This is a genomic window from Kribbella sp. NPDC006257 (assembly GCF_040613535.1).
GTDB lineage: Bacteria > Actinomycetota > Actinomycetes > Propionibacteriales > Kribbellaceae > Kribbella.
Genome location: NZ_JBEXSJ010000021.1, coordinates 38,698 through 61,939, shown reverse-complemented (window position 1 = coordinate 61,939; position 23,242 = coordinate 38,698). Strand labels below are relative to the sequence as shown.

The following is a 23,242-nucleotide window of genomic DNA, read 5'->3' as shown; positions in this document are numbered from 1 at the left end:
CTTCTCGAGGAACGCCCCGGACCTGCTGGTCCGGGGCGTTTCGCGCTGGTTCTGGCCAGAATCTCCTGTTGATCGGGACACACCGCGCTAGTCTCTGGGGTTGGTCGAGGGATGGGGACTACGGGCGTGGCGATGGCTGATGAGCTGGATCTGGCGGTTTCGTATGTCACCGGCGTGCTGGCTGGTGGGGTTGAGCGGGATTGGGCCGGGCCTGCGGGTCGGCTCGAGTGGTCGTGTGCCGTCACGGTGGAGCATGTCGGGCAGGCGTTGATGCATTGGGCTTCTCAGCTGGCGGTGAGGGCCGATACCCGGTACGTGCGGTGGAGGAGTCAGGTGCAGGAGGGGGCACCGCCGGAGGGGATGATTGATTTTCTCGAGGCGGGTGGGCGGATCCTGGCCTTGGTGGCGCGGGCGACTCCGCCCGACGTACGGGCGTTTCATCCGTGGGGGATCGCGGATGCGGACGGCTTTGCCGGGATGGGATGCCTCGAGGTGTTGCTGCACGGGAAGGACCTCGCGGACGGGCTCGGGTTGGCCTACGAGCCGCCGTACGAGGTCTGTCAGAAGGTCTTCCAGCGGATGTTCGCCCAGCACGCCGATCAGGCAGCTGGGGCCGATCCGTGGGCGGCGCTGCAGTGGGCGTCGGGGCGCGGCGAGCTGGACGGCCTTCCACGGCTGACCGAGTGGAAATGGCGTGCCACCCCGCTCGACGAGACCTGGGACCCCTCCCCTACCCCGGCACCGATGCGCTTCACGCCCTGACTCGACTGGAGCAAGTGGTCAGGAATCGAGAAGCAGGAGGGCGGGCTGCCCGCCTAGCGTTGCCGGTATGAACCTCACCATGACTTCCATCGAATCCATCACCCTCGAATCCTCCGACCGGGCTGCCGCGGAGGCCTTCTACGCCAAGGCGTTCGACCTCGGCGATCGGCTCCACTGCCGCGCCTCGGAAGCACCGACGAGCGGGTTCCGGGCGTACACGCTGTCGCTCGTGGTCTCGCAGCCGTCGACGGTCGACAGCCTGCTCGGGACCGCGATCGACGCCGGTGCGACCGTGATCAAGCCGGCCAAGAAGAGCCTCTGGGGGTACGGCGGCGTCGTACAGGCTCCGGATGGCGCCCTCTGGAAGGTCGCCACGTCGGCCAAGAAGGACAGCGGTCCGGCGACCCGCGAGATCGACGACATCATCCTCCTGCTCGGCGCCGAGGATGTTGCCGCGAGCAAGCAGTTCTACGTCGAGCACGGCCTGACGGTGGCACGGAGTTTCGGCCGCAAGTACGTCGAGTTCGCCGCGCCTCCGAACAGCGTCAAGCTGGCCCTCTACGGCCGCAGCGCGCTCGCCAAGGATGCCGGCGTCCCGGCCGACGGCACCGGCTCACACCGCCTCGTCCTGACCAGCGACGCCGGACCGTTCACCGATCCGGACGGATTCACCTGGCAGCCGGCCTCGAACTGAAAGTCAGCGATGCCGGTCGAGGAATGCTGTGAGTTCGGCGACGTATGGGCCGCGTTTGTCGCGGCGTACCGAGTGGCCGGCGCCGGCGAGGTGGACGGCGCGGAATTCACCGCCGGCTACTTGGGCGCAGCGCTCGGCGTACTCGGTGGAGATCAGCGAGCCGCGGTCGGTGTCGCCGTGGATCAGCAGCACCGGGCACGTGATCGCAGCCAGCAAGTCGGTCAGTGGGGTCACGTTGTCGAACGGCAACTCGAACAGATCCGCGTTGAGCTGAGCCTTCGACACGGCCCAGGGCTCCAGTTCGTCCTCGGGCCAGTCGGGGTCGTTGGACCGGCCGCGGGCGATCCGGGCCGGCAGGTCGAGGGCCCGAAGGTCAACCAGCCAACGCGGTAGCCCCGGTTCGTCGTCCCGCTGGACGACCGGCGGCTCTCCGGTCGGCGGGTCCTCCAGCACGACCGCCCGCACCAGGTCCGGCCGAGCCCCGGCCAGTTGGGCGGCCGACATCGCGCCCATCGAATGGCCGACCACGACCCACCCGCCGTCGCGCTCCTGCTCCGACAGCACGAGCGCGGCATCGTCGCCGTACGCCGGATACCCCAGAGCTTCCTCGGGGAGCCCGGATTCCCCGTGCCCGCGGGCATCGATCGCGAGCGCCCGGATCCCCGGCATCGCGCCGATCAACGGCTCCCAGCAGCGCGCAGAGTCGGAGAAGCCGTGCAGGAAGGCAACGTCGGCCGCTTCCTCACCGGTCCGGTACCACGCCAGATGGCCCGTCCTCCCCTGCACCCCGAACACGCGTACTACGCCGTGCCGGGGTTGGCGACGGCCGGGCCGGCGGGGCGTTCCTGCAGCCCGATGATGAAGCCGAGACCCCAGGAGACGTGCATGGTGGCGCAGACCAGCGGGAGCCAGAAGAGTGCCTTCCACGGGAGGTAACGGCCCTCCATCGCCGAGCCGGCGATCAACAGCAGGGCATAGCCCAGCGGGGCCAGGAAGCCGATGTCCAGCCAGCTGACGCCCGTGGCCAGGCCGATGATCCCGAGGATCGTTCCGAGCGCCAGCAGGCCGACCGCGACCGGCGGTGCCAGGTAGCGCTTGTTGGCCGTCTCCGGGTGCCGCCTGATCACCTCGCGCCGCCACTGGCCGGTGTGGAAGAACTGCTTCGCCACCGCGGCCAGCGAGGACCGCGGCCGGTACGTCACCGACAGGTCAGGGCTGAACCAGATCAGTCCGCCGGTCTTGCGGATCCGGTAGTTCAGCTCCCAGTCCTGGGCCCGGTGCATCGACTCGTCGAAGCCGCCGACCCGCTCCAGCGCCGTACGCCGGAAGACGCCGAGATACACCGTGTCGGCAGGCCCTGCCTTGCCACCCTGGTGGAAGGTGGAGGCGCCGAGCCCGAGTCGCGAGCGGTAGGCACACGCCACCGCCATCTCGAACGACGTCCGTCCTTCGGCCGCCATCACGCCACCGACGTTGTCAGCCCCACTCTCCGTGAGCACCTCGACGGCGCGCCGGATGTAGCCCTGGGTCAGCACACCATGGCCGTCCACCCGGACGACGATGTCGTGCCGGGCGTGCGAGATCCCGGTGTTCAGCCCGGCCGGCGTTTTGCCGGTCGGGTTCGGCACGATCGTGATGCGCTTGTCGGCCTCGGCCAGCCGGTCGGCGATCTCCTGGGTCCGGTCCTTGCTCGGACCGATCGCCAGTACCACCTCCAGCTCGCCGGGATACTCCTGGTCGAGGACGCGGCCGACCGCTTCCTCGAGATGACGTTCCTCGTTCAGGACCGGCATCACGACGGACACCGGGGGCCAGTGGGACAAAGCCATGGTCAGGTCAGGCCTTACAGATCGATGCGACGTCGTCGACGTCGGTGCTGGGTTGGGACGGACTACCGGACGGTTTCACCGGCTTCGATGGTGCCTTACTCGGAGTGTTCGACTTCTTACCGTTGCCGTCCGAGGCCGCCTTGTCCAGCGCTTCGGACTTTCCGATCGCCTCGGCCACCTTGGTACGTACCAGTGCGAAGTCCGGATCGCCGGTGTGGATCAGCGGCGGGACCGGCGAGAAGGATGACACCGGCAGCTTCTTCGAGTCCAGCGCGAGGTCGGTGAAGGTACCGAGCTCGCCGGCCGGGATGTTCGTCTGGACCACCTCTTTGCTCGCCGAGGCGATCGCCTGGAACTTGGTCAGCACCTTCTGCGGCGACAACTGGTTCAGCATCGCGGTCATCACGCATTTCTGCCGGGTCATCCGTTCGTAGTCACTGGCCCCCGCCCGGGACCGCGCGAACCACATGGCATGGTACCCGTCCAGGTGCTGGTTCTTCCCCGGCTGGATGTATCCCTTGATCGGACCGCCGATGCCACCGATCGGGACCTTCTTGCCGACGTCGACGGTGACCCCACCGACCGCGTCCAGCAGGTGCTGGAATCCGGCGATGTCGATCAGCACGTAGTAGTTGACCTTCATCCCGGTGATCCCCTCGGCCGCCTGCGAGGTGGCCAGCAGGCCTGGCTCCTTGACGCCCGGGAAGAACTGCTTGTGGCCCATCGCCCAGGTGTAGACGCCGTTCAGGTAGCAGTCGTGGCCGCAGTTCTTCCACTCGAAGCCGTGCGGGAACTGCTTGGCCATCTCGGTACCGGCCGGGAACGGGATCTTCGCCATGTTCCGCGGCAGGCCGATCAGCACGGTCCGGCCGGTCTCGGCGTCCACCGAGGCCATCGTGATGCTGTCCGGCCGGGTGCCGATCCGGTCCGCGCCGGAGTCGCCGCCGAGCAGCAGGATGTTGTAGCGGCCCTTGTCCGCCTTCGACTTCTGCCCGTTGCCGAACACGCTGGCGACGAAGTCGCGCTGCGCCGACACGATCGTGCTGGCGTAGATCAGCACGGTCATCACCAGGATCACCAGCAGGCCGTCGACGATGCTGGCGGCCAGCCGGTGGTTCTTCTCCAGCGTCAGCGGCCGGCCGAGCCGGTAGGCGTCGACGAACAACGCGGCCCAGCCGATCGCGAGCAGGATCAGCAGGATCTGGACCAGCCGCAGCGTCTTCGGCGAGACCAGGATGTTGATCGTCCCGGATCGCCAGACCAGGGAGAGCAGCAGCAGGAAGACGACGATCGCGACGATCCCGAAGATCACCCGCCAGGCCCATCGCCCGGCGCGTTTGCTGCCGGCCGCGATCTGCGCGGATCCGGGCAGGATCAGAGTCATCAGCAACAGCGTCAGCGCGCGCTTGAAGCGCACCGGTTCGGCGAGATTGCCCAGGTCAGCCTTCTCCTGCGGCATGTCGTCCTTCCGTTCTCCGTACGGCGCGGCTGCCGATCCTCGATCGGGACGGCCCCCGTAGCCGCACGTCGCGCGCCGTTCAGTATGGCCATGGCCGGACGCTCGCCCGGATCAGGCGCGCCGCCCTGCCTCTGGTACCGCTGCGGTCATCAGGTACGACGTACCGGGCGGGCCCATGGTTCGAGGCGGGCGGGTTCGGAAACGAACAGTAACAGGTCACGCACACACCGCAGGCGCCGCCCCGGACCGGGACGGCACCTGTTCTCAGCGCAGTGTGAACGCGCCTATCACCGTCTCCTCGACCGAATTCCCGGCCGAGTCGAGCGCCTTGGCCCGCAACGAGATCTCCTTCGCCCCGGCCGGTACGGCGGCGGCGGCGACATACTTCCGGTCCCCCGTCCGCACCACCCGCGCCGGCTGCCAGGTCTTCCCCTCGTCGCCGGACACCTCAACAGCCGGTACTGCGGGTCGCCCGACCTTCGCACCCTCGGCCACCTCAAGACTCAGCGGGATCCCCAGCCCGGAACCTGCTGCCACCGAGTTCTTCCGATCGACATCCGGCGCGAACCGCACCATCCACAACGGCAGCTGTTCCTCGGCCGCAGTCGTGTTCGAGCGGAACGTCCACCTCGCATCGACCTGCCGGGACAGCCCGGAGAACATCGACCGGTCCTCACTCGCCTCGAACCTGTACTGCGCGTCGCCGGCCGGCAACTCGCTCAGCTCGTTGATGTAGCCCGGCGACTCCGATTCCGCCAGCAGGCTGCCGTTGCGGTAGAGCCGGCTGTGCCCGGTCGCTGCGAATGCCTGGATGTCGTTGCCGCCGGAGTCGACCACCAACGGCGTGTACAGCCGCACCTGGTCCCCGGTCCGAGCAGTGCTGGTGTCGACCGCCGGTCCGAGCACCGCCTTCTTCCACTCCGCCACATAACGACGTCCGGCCTGGTAAGAGGCCGTACCCGGTGCGTAGAGGAAACACGGCAGTCCACCGTCGCCCGGATACTCGACGAAGGTGGGATACCAGTCCGCGCCCGGCTCCAGGTAGGACGTCACCGTTCCGGCCGGGTCGGTCGTCAGCATCATGCCGTCCGATTCGAACAGGTGCGGCGGAAGAGCCGCGAACCCCTTGCCTGCTTGGGATCTAGACACCTGCTGGTAGTTCTTCGAAACGAGCTTGGCCAATTGACCGTCGGTGGCGACGCGGTGCAGTCCGTCGAACATCGAACCGCGGTGGAGGTCCGTCAGCCCGTAGTGCAACGGCGTGTTCGCGAAGTCACCGGCCGCACCGGGCACTCCCCACTGCGACGTCACCCAGGAATAGGCCTGGTCCGCGGGCGCCGCCGGACCGACCGGCGCGACCCGCATCGTCGCGAGATCCTTGCCGACCAGGCTCATCGAGCCCCAGAACCCGTTGTCCAGCTGGTGGGCCGAGATGATCTCGGCGAAGAACGACCGCACCGTGGAGTTGGCTGGCCGTTGCTCGACCGCCTGACCGCGCCGCGCGTCGAGCACGATCCTGCGATCGGCCGAGAGATCGACGACCGGCTGGTAGAAGACGGTGTCCACATCTCCGGCAGTGACCACTCCACCGAGCATGTACCGGCCGGCCGGCAGCTCGAGCTGCCCCAGCCCGTCCGTCGCCGGGACGTCCTGGAAGCCGTCGTCTCCGGTCAGGTTCAGCACCAGCGCATTCGCGTCAGCGGTCCGCTGCCCGGCATCGTCGAGATACTCGACCGTCAACGTATGCGTGGTGGCGCTGGCCTTGCGTGGCGCCGGGGAGACGGTCGTGTGCTTGGCGAGCAGGTTGTCATTCCCGGTCCGCACCCCGGTGATCCGCGTCGTCGCCCCCTGGGCCGAGACGCTGAACGGAACAAGCGGTGTCGGTGGTGGTGGTGCGGCTTGGGCGATAGGTGCGACCGCCATCAGAAGACCCGCGACGGCCAAGGCAGCTGAACGATGCATGGAGTTCTCCCCACTGGACGACACTTACTCCTCCACATGTCCGCTCGACGCCGAACGTCTCCGCAGGACGCCCTAGAAGTGGCGAGCGGCGGAGGATTACCCGTGATTGTGGTGTTTCGGGGAAATTTTCATGCCGTTGTGATGGCCGAGTGGGTAGTCCATCGGATACGAACAGTCCTGGGGTGATTACGCCCTGCTTGCACCGCCCCCAGCTGCAAGCTCCGTCGTGAGGACAGGAAACCGCCCATGAGACTGTTCCGTTCCGTTGCCGCGACCACCGTCGCGGTCAGTGCCTTGCTGCTCGCCGGCAGCCAGGCGTACGCCGCTGAAGCCGCCCCCGGGACCGCCCCCGCGGCCCGGCCCGCCGCCGCACCAGGCGCCGACTTCACCGGTATCGCGGCGCTCAGCAACTGCTCCGCCTCGCTCGTCCGGTACGCCGAGTCGCTGTCGACCGATCCCGCACTGGTACTCACCAACGGCCACTGCTACGAGGGCGGCATGCCCAGCCCCGGCCAGGTGATAGTGAACCGGTCCTCGTCCCGCAACATCACGCTGCTCAAGCCGAGCTCGAGCAACGCCGGGACGGTCCGGGCCAACCGGGTGCTCTACAGCACGATGACCAAGACCGATGTGACGCTGTATCGGATCAACGAGAGCTACGCGTCGATCAAGTCGCGGCTGAACGTCACCCCGCTGACGCTGGCCAAGCAGGCGCCCGCGAACGGTGCCGGGATGGCCGTGGTGTCCGGCTACTGGAAGCGGATCTACACCTGCTCGGTGCAGGCCACCATCCCGGAACTCCGCGAGGGCGGCTGGGTCTTCAAGAGCTCGATCAAGTACCAGCAGCCGGGCTGCGAGACCATCGGCGGCACCTCGGGTTCGCCGATCGTCAGCACCACCACCGGTGAGGTGATCGGAGTGAACAACACCGGGAACGAGGACGGCGAGCGCTGCACGCTGAACAACCCGTGCGAGGTGGATGCGAACGGCAACATCACGGTCGACCAGGGCGCGGCGTACGGCCAGCAGACCTGGTGGTTCTACACCTGCCTGACCGCGAGCCGCACGCTCGACCTGAACAAGACAGGCTGCCTGCTCCAGAAGCCCTGACCCGCTAGGAACGGACGGCGACCACCACCCCGGTCGCCGTCCGTACGGCGAAGTTGTCCAAGGGACCGATGAACGGCGACACGCCGGGTAACAAGGGACCGACGATGGGTTGTTGGGGTGACGCTTGACACAAGGGATCCGGTAGGGTCGCCGCCCATGGCAGTTGACTCCTCTACGCCCCGCCAAGCAACGCCGGAAAAGTGGCAGCACCCGCTGGGGGTGAAACCCCGCCTGGTCGCGGCCAGTGCGCTGATGCTCTTCCTGGAGCTCGCGCTGATCCGCTGGACCGGCTCGAACGTCGTGCACCTGAGCTACTTCTCGAACTTCGTCCTGCTCGGTTCGTTCCTCGGCATCGGGGTCGGCATCCTGCGGTCCGGCCGGGCCAAGCGGTTGCCGTACTACTCCCCGGTCATGCTCGGCCTGCTGGTCGCCGTGATCGCGTGGAAGCCGGTGACCGTCAACCGGGGCACGGATTCCAGCGTCATCTACTTCACCAGTCTGAACACCACCGGCCCGCCGACCTGGGTGATCCTGCCGATCGTCTTCATCGCGGCCGCGGTGGTGCTGGCCGGGCCGGCCGAGCTCGTCGGCCGCTGCTTCGCGGACCTGCCGCGCCTCACGGCGTACCGGTTCGATCTGATCGGCAGCCTGGTCGGGATCGGCGCCTTCACCGCGCTGTCGTTCCTGGGCGCGCCGCCGATCTGGTGGGGCGCGATCGTCACGCTGGCGTTCCTCGGGCTGATGGTGCCGAGGCCGCGTGGCCAGTACAAGGTGACCGCGACCGTGCTGAGCGCGACGCTGGTGCTCGCGCCGCTGCTGGTGATGGTCGGTGTGCTGTTCCACGAGTCGACGCGGCCGGAGAACAGCTGGTCGCCGTACTACAAGGTGCAGACGTCGGGATTCGACTACCAGGGTGTCCCGCTGCTCACGATCACGGTGAACGGCGTACCGCATCAGCAGGCGATCCCGGCCGAGGCGCGGCTGCAGTGGGAGCCGCAGTACGGACTGCCGTACGAGCGCGCGAACGTCGGCAAGACGCCGGGGAACGTGCTGATCATCGGCGCCGGCTCCGGCTCGGACGTCGCGATCGCGCTGAAGAAGGGCGCCAAGCACGTCGACGCGGTCGAGATCGACCCGCGGATCCGCGACATCGGCAAGGCGAAGAACCCGGATCACCCGTACCAGGACCCGCGGGTGACCTCGATCATCAACGATGGGCGCGCCTACCTGTCCGGGACCGACAAGAAGTACGACCTGATCCTGCTGGCGTTGCCGGACTCGCTGACGCTGGTGAACGGCGCGAGCTCGCTGCGGCTGGAGAGCTACCTGTTCACCCAGCAGGCGTTCGAGAGCGCCAAGAAGCACCTGAACCCGGGTGGCTCGTTCGCGATGTACAACTACTACCGCGAGACCTGGCTGATTGATCGGCTCGCACTGACCGCGGAGAAGGCCTTCGGGCACAAGCCGTGTGTCGACAAGGTCGGTGACGGTCTGCAGCAGGCGGTCGTCACGGTCGGTCTCACCGAGAACGACCAGACCTGTGCCGCCGCGTGGGCCGGCCCGACGGCCATCACGCCGCCGCCGGCCACCGACAACCGGCCGTTCCTCTACCTGTTCACCGACCGGATCCCGTCGCTCTACCTGATCACGCTCGGGCTGGTGCTCGTCGCCGGGTTGATCGGCGTCGGGATCGCGGGCGGCGGTTCGTCGTACCGGCGGATGCGGCCCTACACCGACCTGTTCCTGCTCGGTGCCGGGTTCATGCTGCTGGAGACGAAGAGCATCACCGGATTCGCGCTGCTGTTCGGTACGACGTGGGTGGTGAACGCGATCGTCTTCGCGGGCGTGCTGGTCGCCGTACTGGCCGCTGTCGAAGTCACCAGGCGGTTCAAGACGCCACCGATGAAGGTGATGTTCGTGGTCCTGTTCGCCGGGCTACTGGTGAGCTGGATCTTCCCGGACAGCTGGCTGCTCTCGATGCCGATCCCGTTGCGGTTGCTGGTCGCGGTGGTGATCGCGTTCACCCCGATCTTCGCGGCGAACGTGATCTTCGCGAAGCGGTTCACCGATACCGAAGACGGCACCGCGAGCTTCGGGGCGAACCTGCTCGGCGCGATGCTCGGCGGCTGCCTGGAGTACGCCGGCCTGCTGATCGGGTTCCACGGACTGCTGATCATCGCGGCGGCCCTGTACCTCGGTGCGTTCCTGCTCCGCCCGAAGGCGGCCGCGGTCAGCTCCTGACCACAAGCGAAGGGCCGGCTCTGTCGAGCCGGCCCTTTGTCACATGGTGTTGGAGTCGTTGACCACCGGGTACCGGGGGTCGACGCCCGAGCCGGGTGGCGGGTCGGTGGCGATCTGCACGGTGTCCGGCGAATGGGCTGGAGTCTGGAAGGCTCGCCCGACGATGACTCCGGTCAGTACCCCCGCGACGACGAACGAAGCGACGAACAGCCAAGTCATGGTCCGGCGCGCCGAGCTGGCGAACTGTCCCGAGAAACTGGTCATAACCTAACGCTAAGCGCTACCAGCGTCGTCATTAACCAACGATGCAGGTTGGAAACAAAGACTGCCCGAAAGGGCCGTCACGGTACGCCGAGCAGCCGTAACCCGGCCGCCGTCGCAGCCGCCGCGACCACCACCATGACGAACGGAACCTTGCGCAAGGCAAGTATTCCGCCGACCAGAACCCCAGCGGGCCGGGCGATCCCGGCCGCACTATGCCCGTCGGTCAACGCAGCCGTCGCCACCAACGCGGCCAGCAGGACAACAGCGGCGACCGACATCACCTGCTCGAGCCGCTCCGGCAGCTCGAATCGCGTGCGAAACAAGGGCCCCGCGATCCGCAGCGAGAAGGTCCCCACGGCCAGCACCAGTACTGCGACCAGCAACATACTCATCGAGCCATCTCCAGATCGGGCTTCTTGGTTCGGTAGAACACCAGGCCCACCAAGGCGAGCAACACCGGCAGACCGGCCGGCAGGAACGGGGTCGCCGCGAGCGCGACCACCACGCCCGCCAACGCCGCCGTACGGATCGATCTGTCCTTCAACGACGGCAGCACAAGGGCCAGCAGTACCGCGGGGAAGGCGGCGTCCAGGCCGAAGACGTCCGTGTCGGTGATCACCGAACCGATCCGCGCGCCGGTCAGGACGCCGAGGTTCCAGCAGACGAAGATGCCGATCCCACAGACCCAGTACGCCGCTCGCTTCCGCTTCAGCTCGTCCTGACCGAGGGCGAACGCGACGTTCTCGTCGGTCATCAGATGGCTGCCGGGGATCCGCTTCCAGCCGCCGCCGATCACGTCGCTGACCGCCAGACCGAACGCCACGTGCCGGCTGTTCACCAGCAGGCCGGCGATGGTGGCCGCGATCGGGCTGCCACCGGCAGCGACGATGCCGACGAAGAGGAACTGCGATGCCCCGGCGAACACGAGCAGCGAGAGCACCACCGGCACCCAGAGCTGGAGTCCCCCGCCGACGCTGATCGCGCCGTACGAGAGGCCGACGACGCCGTCGGCCAGGCAGACCAGCGCGATGTCCCGCGCCAGTCCCCGGTCGAGATTCTGCTGGAGGGTTCGCCATATCGAACGCATGGGTTTTATAGTGAACAGTCAGCGGCTTGTTCGTCAAGTCGAACGGATGGACCGATGGAGCGAACATCGATGGAGACCAAGGCACCACTCGACGTGATTGCCTCCTCGCTGCGCCGCGAGCGGGCCCGGACCGGGCTGTCGCTCACCGAACTGGCCAAACGCGCCGGGGTCGCCAAGTCGACACTGTCCCAGCTCGAATCCGGCACCGGGAACCCCAGCGTGGAGACGCTGTGGGCGCTCTGCGTCGCTCTCGACATCCAATTCGGTCAGCTGGTCGACCCGCCGAAGCCCCGGGTGCGGGTGGTCCGCTCCGACGAAGGCCCGGCGGTCTACACCGAGCACGGCGACTACAGTGCGACCCTGGTCGCCTCCTGCCCACCCAACGCCCGCCGTGACGTCTACCGCATCGTCGTTGCCCCTGGCCCCGGGCGGAACTCCGACCCGCACATGCCCGGCATCGTCGAACATGTCGTGCTCAGCACCGGCCGCGCACTGGTCGGTCCCACCGAATCACCCGTCGAGCTCCACCCGGGCGACTACATCGCCTACCCCGGCGACCTCCCGCACACCTTCCAGGCCCTCGTCGAGAACACCACCGCAGTGCTGCTGTCGGAGTACAGCTAGTGTCGCTTACGGGGCACTAACCGAGGGACTTGATGGCTTCCTTGAGGAGCTCTTCGGTGTGCCGGGGGCGGAGAGCCGTGATGGCGAGGGAGTCCATCGTCACGGCGTACTCGTCGAGGTCCTCGCGCTTGTCCATGTAGACGGCGCTGGTGAGGTGTTCGACATAGACGATGTCGGGCAGGTCGACCTCGCCGAAGCGGAGGATGCTGAAGGCACCGCTGGTGGACGTGTAGCCGCCGCGGTCGAACGGGATGATCTGCAGAGTGACGTTGTGCCGCTGCGATGCCTCGAGCAAGTACTCGAGCTGGGCCCGGAAGACCTCGGTGCCGCCGATCGGGCGCCGTAGTACGGCCTCGTCGATCACTGCCCACAGGCGGGCCGATCGTTTCCGGGTCAGCACCTGCTGGCGGCCCATCCGCAACGCGACCAGGCGATCGACCTCTTCCGCCGGCAACGGCCGGTCCCGGCCGAGCTGTACGACGGCGCGCGCGTAGTCCGGTGTCTGCAGCAACCCGGGGACGAACTGGAGCTCGAAGGTACGGATCAGCTCGGCGGCCATCTCGAGCCCGAGATAGGAGTGGAACCAGGTCGGGGTGAGGTCGTCCCAGCGCTGCCACCAGCCGGGGTTGTTCGCCTGCTTGGCCAGCTCGAGCAGACGCTCGCGTTCGTCCGGGTCCTCGACCTTGTAGAGGGTCAGCAGATCGTCGACGTCGCGGACCTTGAAGCCGACCCGGCCGAGTTCGAGCCGGCTGATCTTCGATTCCGAGCCGCGGATCGCCCAGCCCGCATCCGAGCGGGTGATCCCTGACTCCTCACGCAACCGGCGCAGGTGTGCGCCCAGCATGATCCGCAGGGCGGTCGGCCCGCCGTGCGCATCCGGCTCTGTCACGAATTCTCTCCACCTGGTCACGTCGTGCCCGCCGAAGGATCATTTCACGACTTTCCGCAAGCCGGTCCGCACCGGCGCGCTCACGGCACGTGAAAGACGGCGCCGGTCTTAGTAAGGTCAAGGTCTACCGGTCAGTCCATCAAGAACGAAGGTCTCCGATGCCAGACGTTTCCAAAGCTCCCAGTTCAGCCCCGGTTGGCATCGATACCACCCGGGCGAGCATCGCCCGCGTGTACGACGCGTTCCTGGGTGGCAAGGACAACTTCGAGATCGATCGCGAGGTGCTCCGGCAGGTCGCCACGGTGGCCCCGCAGGTGACCGATCTCGCCTGGTCGAACCGGAACTTCCTGATCCGCGCCTGCCGGTTCCTGGCCGGTCAGGCCGGCATCAAGCAGTACCTGGACTGCGGCTCCGGCCTGCCGACCGCGGAGAACACCCATCAGGTGGTGCAGCGGCTGCAGCCGGACGCGAAGGTGCTCTACATCGACAACGACCCGGTGGTGCTCGCGCACGGCCGCGCCCTGCTCGAGGAGAACGAGAACACGCTCTTCGTCAGCGCCGACATCTTCGAGCCCGAAGCGGTCCTCGCCGTGCCCGAGGTCCGCGAGTTCCTGGACTTCTCCCAGCCGATCGCGCTGATCCAGAACGGCACCATGCACCACTACCTCGGCGACGACGGGCCGGAGCTGATCCAGAAGTACATCGACGCGCTGGCGCCCGGCTCGTACGTCGTGATCTCGCACTTCCTCGACCCGGAGACGCCCGAGCACGCCAAGACCGCGCGGGCACTCGAGGAAAGGTTCACCCACAGCCCGATGGGCTCCGGCCTGTTCCGCACCCACGACCAGATCAAGGCGATGTTCAACGACCTCGAACTGATCACCCCTGGTCTGGTCCTCTGCGACGAGTGGTGGCCGGACGGCCCGCGGCTCGCACCGCTCAGCCAGATCGAGGAGTGCATCGCCGGCGGCATCGGCCGCAAACCCTGATCACCGCAGCGGGTTGGTGGCCTTGCCGTCCAGCCACAGGGTGTCCGACGGGTCGCTGTGCGGGCGGCCCGAGTTCACGTGCTTGGTGCTGATCTTCGTGCCGTTCTTGAGCACGTAGACCAACGCCATCGCGTGGCCGCGGCCGAGGTCGTAGTCCGCCTTCAGCCACTCGATCACCGCACCGGCCTTGGTCTGCGGGGTGTCCAGACCTTTCTCGGCAGCAATCGCCACCAGCTGCCGAGGGGTCAGGCCGGTCTTCTCTTCGATCTTGTCCAGGTACGCCTGAAACGACATCTCCAGCTCCATCCACTAGTCACCTGCTCCTTGCCCCTGCGTCGAACCGCCGATCCCCCGATCGACATTCGTCGCGCAAAGTTTCTCGGGAAGATCTGCCGGCCCGCTGGTGTTAGGTCCGGCAGACAGAGAGGAACTGGCATGAAGGTTCGACGTTCACTGAAGGCACTGAAGGCGAAGCGCGGCTCGCAGGTCGTCCGCAGACACGGCCGCGTCTACGTGATCAACCGCCTCGACCCCCGCCAAAAGGCCCGCCAGGGCTGATAGCCGGCCGCCGTCGTGCGGTGATTCAGACGCGCGGCTGGGCACCCGGGCCTGGGTGGAGGGCGACCTGGCGGGGGGTTGGCTCGTGGCCGGCGGCGCAGCGTAGGACGACGGTGACTTTTTCGCCGCAGTCGCCGCGGTGCTCGGGGACCAGCGGCGGGCCGGCCTCCAGCGGGAGGTGCTCGTCGCCCCATTGGACCAGCGCGACGAGCACCGGGTAGAGGTCGAGACCGGCCTGCGTGAGGCGGTACTCGTACCGCTCGCGCTGGCCGGGCACCCGGTACGGCTCGCGCCGCAGCAACCCGCGCTCGATCAGGCCGGTCAGCCGGTCGGTCAGCACCTGGCGCGGGATCTCCGCCCGGGCCCGCATCTCCTCGAACCGGCGGACGCCGACGAAGACCTCGCGGAGCACGTGGAACGTCCACTTGTCCCCCAGGATCTCCATCGTCCGGGAGATCGTGCAGTTCTCGGTGGACCACCGCATCGCCTCGGGCACGGCCTGTTGCTCGATCATGCCATCGAGGATAAGTCTCCTTGACAGACTCAGCCAACCCAGGCGACCCTGAATCTGTGAATCAGACTCAGACACCCTGCATCCGCGCCGCCGGCGAGGCCGACCTGGACGACCTGGCCGCGATGCTGGCCGCTCTGACCGACTTCAGCCTGTACATGCGGTTCCAGACCGCGGTCGGCCGCCCGCCGCGCGACTCCCTCGTACTACGGCTGCTCCGGCCGGCCGGTTCGGCCTGGGTGGCGACCCGCGACGACGTGATCGTCGGGCACTCGATGTGGGCCTGGGCAACGGCCGCCGCCGAGCCGACCGCCGAGCTCGCCGTGGTGATCAGCGAGCCGGAGCAGGGCCGCGGCCTCGGCCTGCGGATGCTCGCCGTCGCCGCCGCGCACGCCTTCGAGGCCGGCGCCACCCGGCTCCTCTTCGTGGTCAGTGCCGCGAACGACCGGGTCGCCCGGATGATCCGCCGACGCTGGCCGACTGTTGAGGTCGAGCGCGACGGCAGCCTGCTGAACTTCGTCGTACCGGCAGTGGCTCAGTTCCCGCTGGCCAACGCCTCGCAGATCGACCACGCTTCCTCGCGCAGCAAGGCGGCGGTGTCGGCGGGCAGGCCTTTGACCGGGGCATCGAGACCGACCGGATCCTCCTCCAGCAGGGAGATCAGGAAGACACAAGCAGCGAGGTAGCTGCCGGCCAGTGCAGGGTGGCTTCCGTCCGCGTCGTGCAGGACCGGCTCGGCGTGCTCACGGAGGAAGCGTTCCCACACCATGCCGACGGGAATGAGCGTGGCTTCGAGTTCTGCAGCGATAGTCGCGTAGGCGTTGGTGATCGGCTGCTGCTCACCGTTGCGGCGCGCCCAGGTCATGTAAAGCGCCAGCTTCTCGGTCGCGGCAGCGAAGTCCCGGACACTGTCGTGCATCCGCGCGGGATTCTTGGCCGGCAGCGTGCTCTGCTCCTGCAGTACGACGGTGTCGAATCCGCTCGCTACCTCAGCGGCTCCGGCGTTCAGGTGTTGCCGCAGGGACGCACCGCCCGCCGAGATCAACTTGTGCTCGACGGCGATCCCGCGCTGCTTCGCCAACCCGGCGATGAGCCCGGGCAGGTTGTTCCGGCTCGTGAAACTGTTCCCTACAAAGAGAATCCGCATCAGACCAGCCCCAGTACTGCGGCCGCGAACTGCCCCGGTGCCTCCTGCGGAACGTTGTGCCCGATCCCCGGCAGCAAGCGATGCTGATACGGCCCGGTGAACATCGCGCGCTCCTCGGGATCGTCAGCACCACTCCGTCCGCCCACACCATCCGCACCGCTCTCCAGCACAACAGTGGGCACGCTGATCACAGGCTGCTCGGCGATCCGCGCTTCAAGTTCGTCGTACTGCGGGTCGCCTGCCACCAGGCCGAAGCGGTGCCGGTACGAGTGGATCACCACGTCGACGAAGTCCGGGTTGTGCAGGCTCTGCGCGCTGGCCTTGAACGCCTCGGCCGCTCCTGCCCACGTCGGCGACCAGGTGCGCCACAGCAGTTCGCAGAGTTCGTCCCGGTTCCGTTCGAGTCCTCGGCGACCACGCTCGCTGTGGAAGTAGTACTGGTACCAGTACGTGGCTTCCCACTCCGGCTTGGTCGGCTCCCCGGCGTACGCGATGTTCTGCACGTTGTACCCGTCGACGGACACCAGCCCGTGCACCCGCTCGGGCCAGAGCGCCGCCGCGATACAGGCGGCTCGGCCGCCCCAGTCGTAGCCCGCGACGATCGCCCGCTCGATCTCGAGCGCGTCCATCAACTCGAGCAGATCCTGCCCCAGCGCCGCCTGCTGCCCGGACCGCAGAGTCGCCGGATCCCGGAACTTGGTCGGCCCGTATCCCCGCAGGTACGGCGCAATCACCCGCAACCCCGCATCGGCCAGCGGCGGCATCACCTCGTCGTACGCGCGCACGTCGTACGGGAATCCGTGCAGCAGGACTACCGGTAACCCACCCGGGTCCCCCGCTTCCTCATAGGCGATCTCCAGCACCGGCGTAACCGACCACGCTCAAAGTCACCCTGCCATCCTGCCATCAGGTTTGCGGACCTGGCGGGCGAGACCGAGACCGATCAGCGCACCGAGGGCAGAGAGGACCACCAGGGCACTCAGCGTTGTCACCAGTGCCGTCGAGTCGGGGTGGACCGACAGGAAAAGGGTCCCGAAGGCTGCGACGCCGCCGACCTGGCTGAGCTGCATCGTGGTGGTCAGTACGCCGCTCGCGTCGGCCGCCCGATCGAAGGGGACATGGCGCAGCGACTGGGTCACCAGCGGGCTCGCCGACAGCCCCAGCCCCGCGCCCGCGACAGCCAGGGCACTCCAGAACAGCGGCCCGCCGGCGGCGATCCCGGCGTACCCGATGCCACACAACGCCAGGCCGGTCGGTACGACGGCGTAGTGGACCCGCTGCGGCAGGCTCCGCCAGAAGTAGCCGACCAGGCCGAAGGTGATCGTCAGCGGCAGGAAGGTGAGGCCGGAGTGGAGCGCGGTCTCGCCGAGCCCGGCCTGCAGGTGGAGGGTGAAGATGAACATGAAGCCGCCCAGCGCCAGCTGCATGCACGCGAGCGTCAGTAGCCCGGCGGCCAGACCCGGTGCGCGCAGTACATCGAGGTTGAGCAGAGGGTCGCCGCCCTCGTCCGCGATCCGTCGCTCGACGCGCACGAAGACGACCGCCAGGATCAGCCCCGCCGCGCTACAGCCGAACGTCCACAGCGGCCAGCCCACCTCATGGCCGACGACCAGCGGCAGCACGATCAGCAGGACCGCGACGGTCGCAATCGCGAGTCCGGTGAGATCGATGCGACGGCCTGCGGTCGGGCGATCCGCCGGGACCAGCTTCGGGACGAGCAGGATCAGCAGGAGTCCGATCGGGAGATTGATCCCGAAGACGGGTCGCCAGCCGGCGCCGAAGAGATCTGCGCCGACCAGCAGGCCGCCGGCGATCACCCCGGCGACCGAGCCCGCCGACAGCACGACGCCGTACGCCGACAAGGCCTTCGCGCGGTCGGCACCGGTGAATCTGGTCTGCATCACGCTCATGATCTGCGGAACCATCACTGCCGCGGCGATCCCCTGGAGGAAGCGGAACAGCACCAGCGGCAGGATTGCCGGGGCGAGCGCGCAGCCGAGGGAGGCCAGCGTGAACAGGATCGCTCCGGTCAGGTACATCCGCCGGTGGCCGTAGAGACTGCCGAGTCGGGCACCGGTGATCAGCATCATCGCGTAGGCGACGATGTAGCCGCCGATGACGAGCTGGAGCCAGGCACCGGACGCATGCAGGTCGGCGCTGATGGTGGGCATCGCGACATTCACGACGTACAGGTCGAGCAGGGCCATGAACTGGCCGAGCAGCAGAATGGCGAGCATCGGCCAGCGGCGGATGTCGGTCTGGGTTTCAAGCATGGTGATCGTCTCCGTTCGGTCAGGGGGATGTACTTGGCCGGAGATGGAGATTCATCGGTGCGGCGGCGATGACTTCTGGTGGTCCGCGGAGTAGGTACTCGGACAGACGACAACGGGAAGGCCAACTGCCATGGATCGCGACGATTTCGACCGCCGGACGGCGCCGTTCCGGCGGGAGCTGCTCGCGCACTGCTACCGGATGCTCGGCTCGCTGCATGACGCCGAGGACCAGCTGCAGGAGACGATGCTGCGGGCCTGGCGGTCGTACGACACGTACGACGAGGAGCGCGCGTCGCTGCGGACCTGGCTGTACCGGATCGCGACCAACACCTGCCTGACCGCGTTGAAGAGCCGGGGACGGCGGGCGCTGCCGTCCGGGCTGGTCGGGATGGCGACCGACCTGGAGGCGCCGATCGTGCCGACGGGCGAGGCCGACTGGCTGCAGCCCTTCCCCACCGATCCGGCCGTCGCGCTGGCGACGCGGAGCAGCCTGCGGCTCGCGCTGATCGCGGCCCTCCAGCACCTGCCTGCCCGGCAGCGAGCCGTGCTGATCCTCCGCGATGTCCTCGACTGGTCCGCGGCAGAGGTGGCCGAGGCGCTCGACACCACCTCGGCAGCGGTCAACAGCGCGCTGCAACGCGCCCGGGCGACCCTCACCGAGATCGGCCTCGACGAGGACGACGTCGACGAACCCGAGGACCGGGAGATCCGGTCGATCGTCGACGGCTATATCGATGCCTTCGAACGGGCCGACATCGACGGGCTGACCCGGATGCTGGCCGATCGCGTCGTCCTCGAGATGCCTCCGGCACCCCTGTGGTTCCGCGGCCGCGCGGCGTACGCCGGTTTCATCGCCCGGGTCTACGCGATGCGCGGATCAGCTTGGCGGCTGCTCCGCACCGACGCCAACGACCAGCCCGCAGTCGGTGCGTACGTGCTGGCCGACGACGGGATCTACCGCGCGCACAGCCTCCAAGTCTTCGACGTCACCAAAGCGGGCATCACCCACAACGTCGTCTTCTTCGACCAGGCCCTCTTCCCCGCCTTCGGCCTGCCCCTGCAGCTGCCTTCGTAAATCTGGGTGGGCGACCGGACAACCCGGCCGCAGGCGAACAAGGCGATGGCTTTGTCGCTGGGCCCCGGGCTGGGGCTAGCGGACGACGGGGATGTCGCCGGTGTTCTCGGCGTCGGCGGCGTGGTGTTCGGCTTCTTCCAGGGCGAGTTCTTCCTTGAAGACGAACTTGCGGTAGGACCAGAAGCGGAACAGGGTGCCGAGGCCGAGGCCGATGATGTTCGCGGAGATGTTGTCGGCCAGCGCGTTGTGCTGGTCCAGGACGTAGCGCGAGAAGCCAAGGCAGCCGGCCGCGATCAGCAGGCCGATGGCGTTCAGCACGAAGAACAGCACGTACTCGCGGTGCAGCCCGGTCCGCTCCCGGTGCCGCCAGGTCCAGTGCCGGTTGCCCAGGTACGTCACCACGGTGGCGATGGTGGTGGAGATCACCTTGGCGGTCAGCGGCTTGTGGTGGAAGACCCCGTCGCCCGGCGTACCGAAGATGAGCGGGTTGTCGAAGACCAGCCAGTTGTAGATCGGCAGGTCCACGACGGTGCCGAGCAGACCGACCAGACCGAATTTGGCCACTTCGTGCACGAGGTGCTCGACCTGGCGGTACAGCGTTGTGACGATTTTCAACGGACCGGAATGCTCTCTGTGAACGCGGGGCCTTGAAGAGACATGGCTGAACAGCTTCTCACGGTACCCGCCGACCGGGCCGGGACCGAAATCCTGGCGGGCCCCAGACAAGCCGCTCAGGTCAGCACATTAGGCTCCGGCTGTGAAGTTCGAGCGGAACGACCTGCCGGCCGGGACCCCCGTGGTCGGGATGATCGGTGGCGGACAGCTGGCCCGGATGACGCAGGAGACGGCCGTCGCGCTGGGCATCCAGCTGCGCGTGCTGGCGGAGGGCCCGACGGTCTCCGCCGCGCAGGCCGTCGCCGACGCGCCCGTGGGCGACTACAAGGACGCGGAGACCGTACGCCGGTTCGCCGCCGAGGCGGACGTGGTGACCTTCGACCACGAACACGTCCCCACCGACCTCCTGCATGAGCTCGAGGACGCCGGGATCAAGGTGTACCCAGGTCCGGACGCCCTCGTGCACGCCCAGGACAAGGCGGTGATGCGGCAGCGGCTGGACGCCTTCGACGCGCCCGCACCGGCCCACCAGGTGGTCGCGACCCGGGAGGAGATCGCCGACTTCGCCAAGCGGATCGGTGGTTTCCCGATCATCCTGAAGACCACCCGCGGCGGGTACGACGGCAAGGGCGTCTGGGTCGCCGGCAGCGCCGAGGACCCGGTCGTCGACGAGGCGTTCGCCGCGAAGGTCCCGATCCTGGCCGAGGAGAAGGTCGACTTCGTCCGCGAGCTCTCCGCCATCGTCGCCCGCTCCCCGCACGGGCAGGCGGTCGCCTACCCGATCGTGGAATCCGTGCAGGAGAACGGGATCTGCGTCGAGGTCACCGCCCCGGCACCCGATCTCGCTCCCGACAAGGCCGCGCTGGCCCAGCAGACCGCGCTGAGGATCGCCAAGGAACTCGGCGTCGTCGGCATCCTCGCCGTGGAGATGTTCGAGGCCCGCGACGGCCGGTTACTGGTCAACGAACTGGCGATGCGCCCGCACAACACCGGGCACTGGTCGATCGACGGCGCGGTCACCTCGCAGTTCGAGAACCACCTGCGCGCAGTACTGGATCTGCCGCTCGGATCGCCGGCCGCGCGAGCGCCGTACACGGTGATGGTGAACGTGCTCGGTGGTGATGTGGAGGACATGCATCGCGGCCTTCTCCATTGCCTGGCAAGGGATCCGGGGCTGAAGGTGCACTTCTACGGCAAGTCCGTGAAGCCGGGGAGGAAGGTCGGCCACGTCACGGCGTACGGCGACCATCTGGACGACGTACGCGAACGTGCGCGGCATGCGGCGGCGTACCTGACCGGCACCATCGACGAGTAAGGACCAGCAATGAGCGTGGGAATCGTGATGGGGTCGGACTCGGACTGGCCGACGATGAAGGCGGCTGCCGAGGTCTGTATCGAGTTCGGCGTGCCCTTCGAGGCAGACGTGATCTCGGCACACCGGATGCCGGTCGAGATGATCGACTACGGCCGGGCGGCGCACGAGCGGGGCCTGAAGGTGCTGATCGCCGGGGCCGGCGGCGCCGCGCATCTCCCGGGCATGCTGGCCTCGGTCACGCCGTTGCCGGTGATCGGCGTACCGGTGCCGCTGAAGTACCTCGACGGGATGGATTCGCTGCTGTCGATCGTGCAGATGCCGGCCGGCGTTCCGGTCGCGACCGTGTCGATCGGGAACGCCCGCAACGCGGGGCTGCTCGCGGTCCGGATCCTCGCGGCCTCCGACGAGAAGCTGCGCGATCAAATGATTGCTTTCCAGGAGTCGCTCGCCGACCTCGCCAAGGCCAAGGGCAGCACGGTCCGTGACGGCGCGGCAGAGCTGCGTAAATCCTGAACCGGAGCGGTTTCCACAGGCTGTGGGCGGGTAGCCGTGTGATCCCGCCGAATGTCGTCTAAGGTCGTCGATCGTGACTCCGCCCGCAGAACCGGACACACAGCGCATCCCGGTCCGCTACTGGATCTGGCTGTTCGGCGCCGCTGTGTCCCTCCTCGGCGACCTGACGATGACTTTTGCCATCGGCTGGTCCGCCAGCCAGCACGGCGGCCGCGTAGCCGGGCTGGTGCTCCTGCTGACCGCGGCCCCCCGCGCCGCCCTCCTCCTGATCGGCGGCGCCGTCGGCGACCGCTTCGGCGCGGGGCGGGTGCTCCTGGTCAGCTGTACTGCGATGTTCGGGGTCACGGTGTTGCTCGTCCCGATTACCCGGGCGATCGGCGAGCCGGTGATGCTGCTGCTCGTCACGGCCCTGGTGGTCGGGGTCATCGACGCGTTCTTCCTGCCGTCCTCCCGCTCGATGCCCAGGCTGCTCGTCGCTCAGGCCCAGGTGCCCCGCGCGCTGGCCAGCTTCCAGGTCACCGGCGTGGTCTTCGCGGTGACCGGTACGGCGGTCGGCGGTGTGCTCGTCAACTGGGCGGGGCTGACGTCGGCCGCCGGCTTCGACGCGCTGACGTTCGGCGTGATGATCGCGGTGCTACTCGTCCTGCGCCGTTCCACCCCGCCGGTGAAGCGAGTCGCGACCGGGATGTTCCGGTCGATCGCGGACGGCATGAGAATGGCCTTCGGGCGGCCGCTGACCCGGGCGCTGCTGGTCATGATGACAATGGCGGCCGGGCTGCTGATGCCCTTGGACATCTTGCTGCTGCCCGTGCTCGCCAGGGATCACCACTGGAACGCCGCGACGGCCGGCCTGCTGGTGGCCAGCCGGAGTCTCGGGGTCGGCGTGATCGCGCTCCGGATCCTGGCCAAGGGAGCTTTCCCGCGGCCCGGCATGTTCGCCGCGTTCGGGCTGTTGCTCGCCGGCGCAGGGCTGTTCGGGTTGTCGACCTTCCAGCCCGTTGCTCTGGTGGTCGCCGCGGGAGTGGTGAGCGGTATCGGGGTCGGGACCTTCACCGGCCACGTGTTGCCGTTGCTGATGAACTCCGTCGACCAGGAGTATCAATCCCGGCTGCAGTCAGTGGTGGTGTTGTGCCAGAGCCTGGCGCTGGTCGTGATGAACCCGGTGCTCGGCTCACTCGCCGACGTGGACGGCGTGGGCATCACTGGCGTGTGTCTCGGTATCGGCATCGCCTCGGGACTGATCGGCATCGGCGCGCTCACCCGCCCGATCCTGCGGAACGCAACGGTGACCTGAACCAGCCGCAAGCCCTTGGCCTCCAGGCTTA

General features: G+C 67.9%; 24 protein-coding genes and 1 pseudogene. 12 read left to right on the top strand and 13 right to left on the bottom strand.

The features are described 5' to 3' along the window. Positions 1–111 precede the first annotated feature (111 nt). Both ABZ004_RS24535 and ABZ004_RS24530 read left to right on the top strand, forming a co-directional pair. Positions 112–762 carry a hypothetical protein gene (locus ABZ004_RS24535; protein ID WP_355683099.1) on the top strand — a complete coding sequence of 217 codons (651 nt, stop codon included), beginning with the start codon at positions 112–114 and terminating at the stop codon, positions 760–762. A gap of 79 nt (positions 763–841) precedes the next feature. After that, positions 842–1,456: a glyoxalase gene (locus ABZ004_RS24530; protein WP_355683097.1), complete on the top strand. Its 615-nt coding sequence runs from the start codon at positions 842–844 to the stop codon at positions 1,454–1,456. Positions 1,457–1,459: 3 nt separating this feature from the next. Here the strand turns inward: ABZ004_RS24530 and ABZ004_RS24525 are convergent, their stop codons facing one another. The 4 genes from ABZ004_RS24525 to ABZ004_RS24510 form a co-directional block, all read right to left on the bottom strand. After that, entirely contained in the window at positions 1,460–2,242 is a 783-nt protein-coding gene (locus tag ABZ004_RS24525) for an alpha/beta hydrolase (protein WP_355683096.1), read from the bottom strand. 14 nt (positions 2,243–2,256) lie between these two features. Continuing rightward, the gene (locus tag ABZ004_RS24520) at positions 2,257–3,285 is read right to left on the bottom strand and encodes a glycosyltransferase family 2 protein (protein ID WP_355683094.1); all 1,029 of its coding nucleotides are present in this window, start codon (positions 3,283–3,285) and stop codon (positions 2,257–2,259) included. A gap of 7 nt (positions 3,286–3,292) precedes the next feature. Further along, positions 3,293–4,744 (bottom strand): LCP family protein, encoded by a 1,452-nt coding sequence (locus ABZ004_RS24515; protein WP_355683092.1) that lies wholly within the window; start codon positions 4,742–4,744, stop codon positions 3,293–3,295. A gap of 264 nt (positions 4,745–5,008) precedes the next feature. Beyond that, positions 5,009–6,706 (bottom strand): hypothetical protein, encoded by a 1,698-nt coding sequence (locus ABZ004_RS24510; RefSeq protein ID WP_355683090.1) that lies wholly within the window; start codon positions 6,704–6,706, stop codon positions 5,009–5,011. 246 nt (positions 6,707–6,952) lie between these two features. On the opposite strand from ABZ004_RS24510, the gene ABZ004_RS24505 reads away from it, so the two are divergent. Both ABZ004_RS24505 and ABZ004_RS24500 read left to right on the top strand, forming a co-directional pair. Next, the gene (locus ABZ004_RS24505; RefSeq protein ID WP_355683088.1) at positions 6,953–7,816 is read left to right on the top strand and encodes a serine protease; all 864 of its coding nucleotides are present in this window, start codon (positions 6,953–6,955) and stop codon (positions 7,814–7,816) included. Positions 7,817–7,972: 156 nt separating this feature from the next. After that, a complete protein-coding gene (locus tag ABZ004_RS24500; RefSeq protein ID WP_355683086.1) occupies positions 7,973–10,057 on the top strand; it encodes a spermidine synthase in 2,085 nt (694 codons plus the stop codon). A 39-nt stretch (positions 10,058–10,096) separates the two neighbouring features. On the opposite strand, the gene ABZ004_RS24495 is transcribed toward ABZ004_RS24500, so the two are convergent. The 3 genes from ABZ004_RS24495 to ABZ004_RS24485 form a co-directional block, all read right to left on the bottom strand. Next, entirely contained in the window at positions 10,097–10,321 is a 225-nt protein-coding gene (locus ABZ004_RS24495) for a hypothetical protein (RefSeq protein ID WP_355683084.1), read from the bottom strand. A 77-nt stretch (positions 10,322–10,398) separates the two neighbouring features. Further along, a complete protein-coding gene (locus ABZ004_RS24490) occupies positions 10,399–10,713 on the bottom strand; it encodes an AzlD domain-containing protein (protein ID WP_355683082.1) in 315 nt (104 codons plus the stop codon). Further along, a complete protein-coding gene (locus ABZ004_RS24485; RefSeq protein WP_355683081.1) occupies positions 10,710–11,408 on the bottom strand; it encodes an AzlC family ABC transporter permease in 699 nt (232 codons plus the stop codon). Before ABZ004_RS24485 ends, ABZ004_RS24490 begins: the two co-directional genes overlap by 4 nt. A 54-nt stretch (positions 11,409–11,462) precedes the next feature. Here ABZ004_RS24485 and ABZ004_RS24480 point away from each other — a divergent pair, with 54 nt between their 5' ends. Further along, positions 11,463–12,032 (top strand): helix-turn-helix domain-containing protein, encoded by a 570-nt coding sequence (locus tag ABZ004_RS24480; RefSeq protein ID WP_355683079.1) that lies wholly within the window; start codon positions 11,463–11,465, stop codon positions 12,030–12,032. A 16-nt stretch (positions 12,033–12,048) separates the two neighbouring features. Here ABZ004_RS24480 and ABZ004_RS24475 read toward each other — a convergent pair whose 3' ends face one another. Further along, positions 12,049–12,876: a helix-turn-helix transcriptional regulator gene (locus ABZ004_RS24475; protein ID WP_355683239.1), complete on the bottom strand. Its 828-nt coding sequence runs from the start codon at positions 12,874–12,876 to the stop codon at positions 12,049–12,051. 203 nt (positions 12,877–13,079) lie between these two features. On the opposite strand from ABZ004_RS24475, the gene ABZ004_RS24470 reads away from it, so the two are divergent. After that, a complete protein-coding gene (locus ABZ004_RS24470; protein ID WP_355683077.1) occupies positions 13,080–13,910 on the top strand; it encodes an SAM-dependent methyltransferase in 831 nt (276 codons plus the stop codon). On the opposite strand, the gene ABZ004_RS24465 is transcribed toward ABZ004_RS24470, so the two are convergent. After that, entirely contained in the window at positions 13,911–14,204 is a 294-nt protein-coding gene (locus tag ABZ004_RS24465; RefSeq protein WP_355683075.1) for a DUF4287 domain-containing protein, read from the bottom strand. It abuts the gene before it with no gap. 141 nt (positions 14,205–14,345) lie between these two features. Between ABZ004_RS24465 and rpmJ the strand changes: the two genes are divergently transcribed. Further along, positions 14,346–14,468: a 50S ribosomal protein L36 gene (rpmJ, locus tag ABZ004_RS24460; RefSeq protein ID WP_355683074.1), complete on the top strand. Its 123-nt coding sequence runs from the start codon at positions 14,346–14,348 to the stop codon at positions 14,466–14,468. A gap of 25 nt (positions 14,469–14,493) precedes the next feature. Here the strand turns inward: rpmJ and ABZ004_RS24455 are convergent, their stop codons facing one another. Further along, positions 14,494–14,982, bottom strand: a complete 489-nt coding sequence (locus tag ABZ004_RS24455) for a helix-turn-helix domain-containing protein (protein ID WP_355683072.1) — start codon at positions 14,980–14,982, stop codon at positions 14,494–14,496. A gap of 56 nt (positions 14,983–15,038) precedes the next feature. On the opposite strand from ABZ004_RS24455, the gene ABZ004_RS24450 reads away from it, so the two are divergent. After that, entirely contained in the window at positions 15,039–15,665 is a 627-nt protein-coding gene (locus ABZ004_RS24450; protein ID WP_355683071.1) for a GNAT family N-acetyltransferase, read from the top strand. 460 nt (positions 15,666–16,125) lie between these two features. On the opposite strand, the gene ABZ004_RS24445 is transcribed toward ABZ004_RS24450, so the two are convergent. Next, entirely contained in the window at positions 16,126–16,989 is an 864-nt protein-coding gene (locus tag ABZ004_RS24445; protein WP_355683070.1) for an alpha/beta hydrolase, read from the bottom strand. Positions 16,990–17,013: 24 nt separating this feature from the next. Then, positions 17,014–18,399: an MFS transporter gene (locus ABZ004_RS24440; protein WP_355683068.1), complete on the bottom strand. Its 1,386-nt coding sequence runs from the start codon at positions 18,397–18,399 to the stop codon at positions 17,014–17,016. A gap of 121 nt (positions 18,400–18,520) precedes the next feature. On the opposite strand from ABZ004_RS24440, the pseudogene ABZ004_RS24435 reads away from it, so the two are divergent. Beyond that, positions 18,521–19,474: pseudogene (locus tag ABZ004_RS24435) on the top strand (sigma-70 family RNA polymerase sigma factor); the annotation flags it as partial. Between the two features lie 75 nt (positions 19,475–19,549). Here the strand turns inward: ABZ004_RS24435 and ABZ004_RS24430 are convergent. After that, a complete protein-coding gene (locus ABZ004_RS24430) occupies positions 19,550–20,089 on the bottom strand; it encodes a GtrA family protein (protein WP_355683066.1) in 540 nt (179 codons plus the stop codon). A 142-nt stretch (positions 20,090–20,231) separates the two neighbouring features. Here ABZ004_RS24430 and ABZ004_RS24425 point away from each other — a divergent pair, with 142 nt between their 5' ends. The 3 genes from ABZ004_RS24425 (at position 20,232) to ABZ004_RS24415 (ending at position 23,211) form a co-directional block, all read left to right on the top strand. After that, entirely contained in the window at positions 20,232–21,404 is a 1,173-nt protein-coding gene (locus tag ABZ004_RS24425) for a 5-(carboxyamino)imidazole ribonucleotide synthase (RefSeq protein ID WP_355683064.1), read from the top strand. A 9-nt stretch (positions 21,405–21,413) separates the two neighbouring features. Further along, on the top strand, positions 21,414–21,917 hold the full coding sequence (purE, locus tag ABZ004_RS24420; protein WP_355683062.1) for a 5-(carboxyamino)imidazole ribonucleotide mutase: 504 nt from the start codon (positions 21,414–21,416) through the stop codon (positions 21,915–21,917). A 73-nt stretch (positions 21,918–21,990) separates the two neighbouring features. After that, positions 21,991–23,211 (top strand): MFS transporter, encoded by a 1,221-nt coding sequence (locus tag ABZ004_RS24415; RefSeq protein WP_355683061.1) that lies wholly within the window; start codon positions 21,991–21,993, stop codon positions 23,209–23,211. Positions 23,212–23,242 lie beyond the last annotated feature (31 nt).

What these genes read in the sequence shown, in the direction of transcription:
- ABZ004_RS24535 (WP_355683099.1), top strand. Translation starts at nt 112, where the DNA reads ATGGGGACTACGGGCGTGGCGATGGCTGATGAGCTGGATCTGGCGGTT.
- ABZ004_RS24530 (WP_355683097.1), top strand. Translation starts at nt 842, where the DNA reads ATGACTTCCATCGAATCCATCACCCTCGAATCCTCCGACCGGGCTGCC.
- ABZ004_RS24520 (WP_355683094.1), bottom strand. Translation starts at nt 3,285, where the DNA reads ATGGCTTTGTCCCACTGGCCCCCGGTGTCCGTCGTGATGCCGGTCCTG.
- ABZ004_RS24515 (WP_355683092.1), bottom strand. Translation starts at nt 4,744, where the DNA reads ATGCCGCAGGAGAAGGCTGACCTGGGCAATCTCGCCGAACCGGTGCGC.
- ABZ004_RS24510 (WP_355683090.1), bottom strand. Translation starts at nt 6,706, where the DNA reads ATGCATCGTTCAGCTGCCTTGGCCGTCGCGGGTCTTCTGATGGCGGTC.
- ABZ004_RS24505 (WP_355683088.1), top strand. Translation starts at nt 6,953, where the DNA reads ATGAGACTGTTCCGTTCCGTTGCCGCGACCACCGTCGCGGTCAGTGCC.
- ABZ004_RS24500 (WP_355683086.1), top strand. Translation starts at nt 7,973, where the DNA reads ATGGCAGTTGACTCCTCTACGCCCCGCCAAGCAACGCCGGAAAAGTGG.
- ABZ004_RS24495 (WP_355683084.1), bottom strand. Translation starts at nt 10,321, where the DNA reads ATGACCAGTTTCTCGGGACAGTTCGCCAGCTCGGCGCGCCGGACCATG.
- ABZ004_RS24490 (WP_355683082.1), bottom strand. Translation starts at nt 10,713, where the DNA reads ATGAGTATGTTGCTGGTCGCAGTACTGGTGCTGGCCGTGGGGACCTTC.
- ABZ004_RS24485 (WP_355683081.1), bottom strand. Translation starts at nt 11,408, where the DNA reads ATGCGTTCGATATGGCGAACCCTCCAGCAGAATCTCGACCGGGGACTG.
- ABZ004_RS24480 (WP_355683079.1), top strand. Translation starts at nt 11,463, where the DNA reads ATGGAGCGAACATCGATGGAGACCAAGGCACCACTCGACGTGATTGCC.
- ABZ004_RS24475 (WP_355683239.1), bottom strand. Translation starts at nt 12,876, where the DNA reads ATGCTGGGCGCACACCTGCGCCGGTTGCGTGAGGAGTCAGGGATCACC.
- ABZ004_RS24470 (WP_355683077.1), top strand. Translation starts at nt 13,080, where the DNA reads ATGCCAGACGTTTCCAAAGCTCCCAGTTCAGCCCCGGTTGGCATCGAT.
- ABZ004_RS24465 (WP_355683075.1), bottom strand. Translation starts at nt 14,204, where the DNA reads ATGTCGTTTCAGGCGTACCTGGACAAGATCGAAGAGAAGACCGGCCTG.
- rpmJ (WP_355683074.1), top strand. Translation starts at nt 14,346, where the DNA reads ATGAAGGTTCGACGTTCACTGAAGGCACTGAAGGCGAAGCGCGGCTCG.
- ABZ004_RS24455 (WP_355683072.1), bottom strand. Translation starts at nt 14,982, where the DNA reads ATGATCGAGCAACAGGCCGTGCCCGAGGCGATGCGGTGGTCCACCGAG.
- ABZ004_RS24440 (WP_355683068.1), bottom strand. Translation starts at nt 18,399, where the DNA reads ATGCTTGAAACCCAGACCGACATCCGCCGCTGGCCGATGCTCGCCATT.
- purE (WP_355683062.1), top strand. Translation starts at nt 21,414, where the DNA reads ATGAGCGTGGGAATCGTGATGGGGTCGGACTCGGACTGGCCGACGATG.